This is a genomic window from Blastopirellula marina (genome assembly GCF_002967715.1).
Taxonomy (GTDB): Bacteria; Planctomycetota; Planctomycetia; order Pirellulales; family Pirellulaceae; genus Bremerella; species Bremerella marina_B.
In genome coordinates this window covers 231,910-242,169 of sequence record NZ_PUIA01000074.1, presented here as the reverse complement: position 1 = coordinate 242,169, position 10,260 = coordinate 231,910, and the positions used below count along the sequence as shown (strand labels likewise).

Here is a 10,260-nt window from a genome sequence, read left to right as displayed (position 1 = left end):
TCCAAGGGCAAGTACTACATACCTCAAGTGAACAAGACAATCCGTTAAATCAAATTGGCCAGCTTGGCACGCTCTGGAGAAGCAATGATGTTGACTCGCAACAGCGTACGGAAGAACCGCAAGCCACAACGACTAAATAAACGGAAGGCAGGAGCAAATCTTACGAACAAACGTCTCAGTAACCCGGAGATGCTGGAGGAACGCCGGGTATTGTCGAGCGATACGTTTGTATTCATGGATGATTTTGTATGTTACCCAGCAGAGTCGACAACGGATCCTGAGAATGCGTCAATCACTACGTCGGAAGAGGGCTTCGATGTCCCTGTTTTTCAACAGGAGGAAGACCTTCAGTATGAGCCTGTGTTGGTGGGGATCGGCCTGGTTCCTGGGGAAGAAGGTGGACCGGACTACGATCTGGTTCCAATCTATGCGAATGAACTAGTGACGGAGGTTGCCCCTTCGGGTTCGGTTCGGTATTGGCTGGGCACAACAAATAGAAGTCAAGACTGGGCCGTCGATACGAATAACAACTGGATGTTTGAAGACTGTGAATCAGGTTGTACTATCAATCGAACCTATCCTGGGTCGGGATCTCAAGCTATTTTTGCTAATGACTCGGTGGGGCCAATTCTGGCACAGGACGCGACGGTCAAATCTATCATCTTGACGGCGCAAAATGCTGGAACCAAAACCAGTACTCCTATCTTTACCCGCTTTGATTTGAACGGACGGACACTAAACGTTGAAGACTGGATGAATGTTGGACGTTCTTCGTCAGATACGTTCGGCGGCCCGGGTGAATTGTCTGTCGATGGGGGGGGAATTCTCAATGTAGGGTCCGGCGAGTTAAGCGTTATTTACAATTCACAGCTTGACCTTGAAGGTGCTTCCCGCATCAACGGTAACGTCAATATCAATAGTTCTCTGTTCCGTTTGTTCAGTGGACGCATCAATGGCGAAGTGTGGGTAGATAGCGGATCAACTATGCAGGTGTGGGGTAGTAACGCGCGGATCGGAACTACGTCATCCAACAATGGTGTTCAAATCTGGGGAGGTCTCAACCTAAACAATTGGCAGGGGCTAATTCTCGATGATAAGGATGGCGCTGAGATAAATGGCACCGTTAATCTAGGGGCAGGTGGAAACTTTCAGTCCAGCAATGGGGTAACGTTCTACAGCAGCGGATCGATTACAGGTGCCGGAAGTATCGATACTCCGATTTTCAACATGTACGGAGCTACGATAAATCCCACGGGTGGCAACCATATCGTCATTGGTGACCAGCAGTACTATAGCGGCGATACGATCCGGCTGATGAACGGAGCCACTCTGCGCGGCTATGGGACGCTTGCAGCACCTTTCTACGGCGAGTCGGGCACTAAGATTGAAGCAACAAGCAGCTTTTCCATTGGTGACAAAAATAGCAGTTCCGGATTCTTTCACGAGGGTACGTTCTATCTTCAAGGGGCTTCAGCCACTTTATTAGATTCGAACGAAGTCAGCCTGGGTACCATAACCGATCTTGGCGATGGCGACCCAGATGGTGATGGCAGCGGCTATTGGGGGGATATTAATGCTACCCACGGAGTCATTCTGGGCTCAGGTGATTTGCTGACTGGTGCCGGAAGTGTCACCACTCCAGTTCTCTATGTGTATGGAGGTAAGATCGACCCTGACCATGGTTCGATCGTGATTGGTCAGGATCTGAACTATTCTGGCAATTCAATCACTGTCCTCAATGGAAAGAGGATCGAAGGTTATGGCACGCTCAACGGCAATGTCAACATTAATACTGGCGGTTCCCTCGTGCTCACCAGTAGTATGACTGCAGGCGATTCGTCGTCAGGATCTGGGTTCTTCTCGGAAGGTACCGTAGATGTTGGCTTTTCAACGCTGACAGTGCTCGACTCTGGGGACGCTCCGCTGGGAACATTAACGACAATTGCAGGGGGAACTCTCGTAGCTCCCAGTGGAACCGACAACGAATTGTGGTTGAACAACAGCGGCGATAAGTTAACTGGTTATGGTACGGTCAGCGGTGGACTCTTCGTCGATAATGGTGCATCCGTAGAATTTCGAGGGACCATCGGTAACGGCCACGTCTGGGGACCAGGATCGATCACGGCAACAGGTTCTCTCACTCTCGGTGATGCAAGCGACCTCTCTGGCTTTTGGTCGTGGGGCAATCTCGACGTCGGCAGTCATACGGTAACGATCCGAGATGGAAACGATGCCATCTTGGGTGTTCTGACCGAGATCGATGGGGGAACACTCTACGCCCCTACGGGAGCTGACAATCACCTTTGGCTTAACGATCCCGGTGATCAACTTACCGGCAATGGAACCATCAGTGGTGGTCTCTTTGTCGATACCGGTGCGATGGTCGATTTCACTGGTACCATTGGCAACGGTCATGTTTGGGGGCCTGGAACAATTTCCGCGAACGGTCCACTCACACTGGGCGATGCAACGGATGAGTCGGGATATTCGTTGTGGGGCACGCTCGATGTGGGAAGTAATACGGTAACTTTGCTCGATGCGGGTGATGCGCAGATGGGCGTGCTTACCACCTTAGCAGGAGGAACGCTGATTGCACCTTCCGGGGCTTCCAACGAGATCTGGCTCGATAGCGTTGGGGATCAACTGACCGGTTTCGGAACGGTTACCGGGGGACTCTATGTCGACGCCGGCGCGTCGGTCATCTTCAAAGGCGAGATTGGTGATGGGCACATCTGGGGATCCGGCGATATCGCGGCCACTGGCGACTTGATCTTGGGGGATGCCTTGGATGAATTCGGCTACGCTATGTTTGGCACGCTGGATATCGGCTCCCACTTGGTTACACTGCTCGACTCTGATACCGCTCAGTTGGGAACACTAACGAGCCTGGCTGGCGGAACATTGAACGCGGCAAATGGCATACAGTTGAACAACAGTCTTTTGAGCGGATTTGGCACAGTTGAGGGGGATATCCGCACGAGTGTCCTTGCTGATCCCGCGATGACGAAAATCGAGGCCGTCGGTGGGAATCTTGTTCTCGGGAATGTGAACAGCGATAACGGTTTTGCGTTCTTCGAAGGCTCGCTTCTGGTTAATGGCAACCGGGTTGAATTAAACGATAAGGGCGCAGCGCTCTTGAGTGGCATATTAGACTTCGGCACTGGTGGCGTGGTCGCTCCCAACAATTCTCTCTTGGCGTATGGTGCCACCACGTTCCAAGGAAATGGAACAGTGGAAGGTCCACTGGAGGATAATGGTCCGCAAACCACGCTGACAATCTCTGCAAACTCCGAGGTCACTGCTGGCGATGCGTTGAGTACGAGCGGGGTCGTCTTGGGTGGCGATCTTATTGTGGAAGCAGGTGCGATATTCACTTTGGTCGATAGCGATCTTGCTGAGCTAGGTGCTCGCACAATTCTGGAAAACGGTACGATTGTCGCCACAAATGGGGTTGAGATAGGATCCGGTGACCGTCTAATTGGCAATGGAACCGTCGATGGTGCGGTGGTCGTCACGAACGATGGGATTGTCGCCCCTGGGAACAGCCCGGGACTGCTTGCACTGAAGTCGCTGGAGATGCAGTCTGGGGCGAAGTTACAAGTCGAACTAGCGGGACTTGGCACGCCAGGTACCGACTACGATCAAGTCCAGGTTACCGATGGACTGTTCTTGAATGATGCCGTTTTGGAGCTTTCCCTACTTGCCGGATTTGAACCGTCGCAGGGAGAAAAGTTCACGATCATTCAAAACGTGGGAATGGGAACGGTTCAGGGAACTTTCCAGGATTTGCCTGAGGGTGCAGTTTTCACCATTGACGGCAACGAATTCAAAATCAGCTACGTCGGCGGGGATGGCAATGATGTCGTGGTAACTCGTGCTGAACCTTTGTATCGGAGCTTCCCAGGCGTTGCCGACACCATCATCGTTCGCTTGATTGCAGATGACAAACAGGATGAATCTGTCGACCCTGGCAAGGAAATCTACATCCAATGGGAAGTCAACGGCTATACACAAGAAGCACTCTTCGGGGCGGTCAGTCGTTTGTATATTGTTGGGGAACAAGGGCAAAATTCCCTGAAGGTTGACTATAACGGTCTCCTTTCGGAACTGCAGGCCGCCGAGCCAGACGCGGAGGTCTTGGCATATGGGAACACGATGCCTGGCTTGATCATCGAGTTTGTCGGCCAAGTCGACGATGGCGATACATTGGAGATCTTAGGCGACGCAACCACGGTCAACGACGTTCGCACAGAAGGTCAGCTTGTGGGTGTCTATAGCCCAAGCGGATTCGACTCTTCCTCAGGGACCGTTAGCATCGGTACCAGCCAAATCGTCTATTCGGGCGTCACCGAAGTCCAGATTCAAGAGATTAGCAATCTGACGATGCAAACGTCGACGAGTCGCGACGACATTCGGATATCAGACTCAGTCGATACTGGCACGACGTCACTTCTGATTTCGCCAAATTTTGGTCCCGAAGTCCCCCAGTTCGCTCCTCTGCGATTTTCAAGTGTCGACAATTTCATCTTGGATGCTGCTAGTTCTGAAACAGCCTACGTCATAGGCCCCGTTGCCGATCGACCGGCACTGCGCAGTCAGCAGCGATTCAGTTCGTACGGTGTAGAAACGACTACGACCGCCAACATCGACTTTATTGACATTGGTCCGCAGGGAGAAAACACGGGCACGGCAATGATACCGGACTACAGCGGTCTCATTGATCCAGTTGGCACGCCGACGGCGGGGAATGGTCTGAGCTACGGCTACCAGGTGTTGGACGCCGCCGATGAACTTAATGGTGAGTTTAACTTCGAGTTCTACGGTCAAACCTTTGACTCGCTGTCTTTTTCTGTGGATGGACTAGTGGGCTTCGGTAGTACGCCCATCAGTACCAGTCCCAATAACCAGTCCTTTAGCTTTCTCAGCCAACCAGCGATCGCCGCGTTTTGGGATGACCTGGTAACACGGACGGTGGCCGACGCGAACTCAAACATCTTCTGGGAGCTACGCGGATCTGGCGATCAGCAACAATTGATCATTCAGTGGAATGAGATGGAATTGAATACGTACGGTTCTAACGCCATTGAATTCGTCAATACGAGTCCCATTACTTTCCAACTCATTCTAAGCGAAGCCGATAATTCGGTTCACTTGATCTACAAGGACCTCGATACTGAACATGCTGGTGCCGAGGGAGCCAGTGCGACGGTGGCTATTAAGGAAGCGGGCGTAAATCCAGAGCGTCAGCAGTTTCTGGCGTTGAACAATGGCCCCAACGATAACGTCGGCACAGGCCTTTCTACGGTCTTAACGCCGGTGCCGTTGTTTGCCGATATCAGCACTGATGGCACACTCGTAACTCTTGATTCAGGAGATGCAACTGGTGGGTATGATCACCTGACCACAGCTGATTTGGGAGGATTCACGTTCCCCATTGGCGGCGAAGTGCATGACGAACTATTTATCGGTACCAACGGCCTCATTTCATTCGACAACGGAATCGTATCAGGTCTGAACACCGATCTGCAGTCCGAACCTGTCGAATCATTAATCGCACCGTTCTGGGGTGATCTAACTGCTACGGATATAAAGTACAAATTGTCAGGATCCGCGGGGGAAATGACCCTAACGGTTCAATGGTCGGGGGCTACGCTCGCAGGACAAGTCGACCCCGTGACATTCCAGGTCGTGCTCTATCAAGCAGATGGTCGTATTGATTTCAACTACTTCAACACCGGCGTCAATACGTTTAGTGGTGATTACACCGTAGGCATCAAGGGCCCAGGAGCGGCAACCCATCCGGATGACACGCTGCTATTGACCTACAATCAGGGCGGCAACGACCTGGTTGGAGCCGGCAAGAGCGTTCAGATTACTCCTCAAACGGTGGCGCTTTTCAATGATATCTCAACCACAGGTGCAGCACTCACCAACGATGATCTCGTAATGGGCGATAGTGACAATGGATATGCCAGCCTGACTGCCGCCCTGTTGAATGGGTTTGAATTCGGCTTCGGTGGACAAACCTATGGCGAACTGTTCGTAAGCACCAATGGACTCCTTACATTTGGAGCCGGAACAATTGAATGGGACAATGGCCCAATCGCCGAACTCGATCTGCCTGCGATCGCTCCGTTTTGGGATAACTTAGTCGTTCCTGGCATGGATATCAGTCCTTTCGGTGACGAGTTGACTCAAACGATATATTGGGAAGTGCTTGGCAATCCAGGCGAGGACCAAAAACTTGTCGTGCAGTGGAACAATGTCGAGTTCTTAGATAACACTGCCACCCAACCCATCACTTTTCAGGCTGTTCTTAATTCGGCCGACGGTTCCATTGAGTTCTTCTACAGAGACTTGGACGGGGGAGCTATCCAGGTAGACAACGGTCGCAGTGCCACCGTCGGAACAACCGGGGGTACCGGGGCAGTACTTCAGCCTCTCGAAATCAGCCTATATCAAGCGAACAACCCGCGGGTTCAAACAGACAACGGAATGCGATTGGTACCCAACTTGGATTTTGACCATACGATTACCATCGAATCCAATGGTGGGCTGCTAAGTGATTCCCTGAAGAATTTCACTTTCCAATCCGGTATTGGTGACGACCGATTGCGCATGCTGGGTGGCTCAGTCGACCTGGCAGTTGTAGGTGGCACTTTCCTTTTCGACGGAGGTGAGGGAACTGACGGAATCGAGTTTTCGGGTGGAAGTGGTAATTTCGTCCTAAGCGATACTGCGTTGACCAACAACGCCAATGGCAGCATGTTGCAGTTGGTAAGCACGGAGGAGGCAGTACTTACCGGCAAGGCTACCGTCGATAGCTTTGACGCGCAAACTTTTAGCGGTGGCCTATTGATCGAAGGCTCGGGCGCTTCCGACCATATCTATGGTGGTGTCGGGAAATCGATGCTATACGGCGAGACTCGCACGGGTGGTATCAGCCCGATCGGCAGCGATGTCTTCCATCTTTCCGATGGAGGCCAAGTCGAAATTTTTGAGCGAATCGGAACGAATGACCAACTCGACTTGTCTGCGTTGAGTGGCCCAGCAACGATCAACTTGGATTTGTTCGATTCACCGCAAGTCCTGCCTGGGGGCGGATCGGTGATAATTCATTCCGACGATACGGCAGTTGATACGTATATCGAATCAATCATCGGCACGGAGTTTGATGACACCTTTTACATCAAGGCTCTGCCGGTCGAACGTTCTGTTCGCGGCGGCACTTTACAAGGCGGCGACATTCTGATTTTCGATGCTCAAGGTCGTTCCGTATCCATTGATGCTCAAAACGGCCAGATCATTACATCCGGAACGCCCGGCCTCGCTCCCGTTACCTTCACGAACATCGATGTCGCAAATATCCAACTGATTAATGTCAATGCGGATCCCGTGCCCGATGTCGGTCCCGATGTAACCGTTGTCGAGGGCGCTCTATTTCAAAGAACAGGCTCGTTTACAGACTTCGGCGGTGATTCATGGACCGTTACCGTTGACTATGGCGACGGCACGGGCCCTCAGGCTGCGCCGGTTGATCAGTTGAATCGTCAGTTCACGCTGTCTCACTACTTCCCAGACGATGGCGTGTACACCGTTCAGGTCACGGTAGAGGATAACTTCGGCGGGACGGGCACTGAGTCTTTTGATGTTACAGTTACGAATTCCGCTCCGATTCTCTCCGTGGTCGGTCCGCAAACTGTTTTCGTGGGGCAGTCGTTCACGATTGAAAATCTGGGACAAGTTGTCGATTCCGGGTTTGATAGTGTCACTGCGACTGAGGACTTTATCTACCAAATTGATTGGGGCGACTCGACTCCGCCCAACTCGGGTCAGGCTACGATCGATCAGGTAGGTGGAAACGGAAACCCAACACTGGCATCTTTTGATGGTACGCACACTTATGCAGCAGCAGGAACCTATACGGTCAACGTCGTTTTGTTTGATGACGACGGGGACATTGCATTAGCAAACTTTGAGATTCAAGTTGGCAGCGCCGCTCTTGAGATTGCCGCAACGGATGCCATCAAGGCCGAAGGAAACTCTGGAACAACAGATTTTACTTTTACCGTGACACGCAGCGGCGCGATAAATGGAGCGTCGAGTGTCGAATATACCCTCGCAGGCACCGGCAGCGCACCTGTGGATGCCAGCGACTTCGCCAGCGGGGTCTTGCCATCGGGTACGATTAACTTCGCAGCGAATGAGACAACAAAGATAATTACCATTCAAGTAGCCGGCGATCTCACCGTCGAAACGGACGAAGAGTTCGTTCTGACACTCTCCAATCCTTTGGGAGCTAGCCTGACCAACTCTGAAGCAACAGGAAAGATCCTGAATGACGACGCCGAGTTGGCCATTCAACCACTGGCAGCAGATAAGGCCGAAGGGAATTCGGGAACAACGGCATACACGTTCACTATCACCCGAACCGGCAGTACCACCGGAACGGCAACCGTCGACTTTACCGTAAGTGGAAGTGGAGCCAATCCAGCCAATGCTGCCGACTTTGGAGGCGCATTCCCCGTTGGCCAGGTGACGTTTGCAGATGGCGTGTCACAACAAACGGTCACGATCGATGTCAGCGGAGATACGAACATCGAATTGGACGAATCCTTTACAGTGTCTTTGTCCAACTCGAGTGGACCTGCCGTGACGGTTGCCACGGCAGAAGGTGTGATTCGCAATGATGATAGTGAACTGGAAATTCAGCCATTGGCCGCCGATCAAGCCGAAGGCAACAGTGGAATCACTGCGTTCACCTTCACGTTAACCCGCTCTGGCAGTGCGGCAGGTGCAGCCAGCGTAGATTACGTTGTCACAGGCTCAGGAGCCAACCCTGCGGACGCAAATGATTTCGGGGGCGTTTTACCTGGAGGAACGGTGAACTTCGGCGATGGTGAAACGGAGAAGATCATTACGATCGATGTCAGCGGTGACACGCTTGAAGAACTTGACGAGTTCTTCATGGTCACATTGACCACTCCTGTCGGCTCCAAATTGGGAACGCAGTCCCTCGCAACGGGAGTGATTCGAAACGATGATGGAGGACTGTCCATTTCACCCCTTTCCTCCGATAAGGCCGAAGGAGATACGGGTACGACCCAGTTTACCTTTACCGTAGTACGCTCTGGCAGCACAACCGGCACGGCCAGCGTTGATTACGCGGTAACCGGAAGCGGAGCTAACGTAGCTGACGCCGCGGACTTTGGTGGTTCTCTACCCAGTGGAAACATCTCGTTTGGTGACGGCGAAACGGAGAAGACTCTCGTAATCGATGTTAACGCCGACATACTGGTCGAGCTCAACGAAACATTTTCGGTTACACTTTCCAACGCAACTGGTGCAACACTGGGGACTGCGATTGCAACGGGCACGATTCGCAACGATGACGCCGAGTTCGCATTGCAAACCTTGGATGCCGACAAGAATGAAGGAGATAGTGGAACAACTTCCTTCACTTTCCGAGTCACCCGGTCAGGAGACACTACCGGCACCGCGACGGTTGATGTTGTTGTCGCCGGCAGCGGAGCGAATCCCGCTAATGCTGCCGACTTTGGAGGAACCCTTCCAAACACTACCTTAAGTTTTGCCATTGGAGAGATAGAGCAGGTCGTAACCATCCTGGTGAGTGGAGATACGACCGTCGAGGCGGATGAGACCTTCACTGTTTCCTTGGCCAACCCAAATGGTGCTCAACTAGGTTCCAGCATCGTGGTTGATGGAACGATTCGCACGGATGACACCAGTCAGTTTGCTCCGCTTGATGTGAATCATGATGGCATCGTAGATGCATCGACTGACGGCAACTTGATCGTAACAGTCATGTTTGGCTTTCCGACAAACGACCTCAACCGGTTCCGAGGTGGTTCACCGTTGACTAGTCAAGAGATCGAGACCATCATCCAGTCGCTCATTGCCGACAAAACATTAGATGTTAATGAAGATGGTATCGTTGATGCTTCCACCGACGGCAATTTGATCCTGGCAGTTCTTTTTGGTTTGCCAGACTTGCAACCGTTCCGTGGTAACCCCAATATTACGACGGAACAGATACGCCAGAACATCCAGGATTTGTCGCTGGTTCCTAACTCGGCTAGCATGGCTGAGGTGGTCGACACAGCACTTCTGACCTTGATCCCAGCAGGCGGATCTGAGCTGGATATGTTTGGAGACGATGAATTACCGTTCGAGCCTGAGCCTGCTAACGATTGGTGGGGTGATGAATTTTACGACGATAGATTCGACATTTGATTCTGT

1 protein-coding gene is annotated in these 10,260 nt (G+C 52.1%); it reads left to right on the top strand.

Annotated elements, in window-relative coordinates; translation table 11 throughout:
• The first annotated feature begins 84 nt into the window (after positions 1 to 84).
• On the top strand, positions 85 to 10,254 hold the full coding sequence (locus C5Y96_RS23295) for a beta strand repeat-containing protein (RefSeq protein ID WP_158261381.1): 10,170 nt from the start codon (positions 85 to 87) through the stop codon (positions 10,252 to 10,254).
• The last annotated feature ends 6 nt before the right edge of the window (positions 10,255 to 10,260 follow it).

What these genes read in the sequence shown, in the direction of transcription:
- C5Y96_RS23295 (WP_158261381.1), top strand. Translation starts at nt 85, where the DNA reads ATGATGTTGACTCGCAACAGCGTACGGAAGAACCGCAAGCCACAACGA.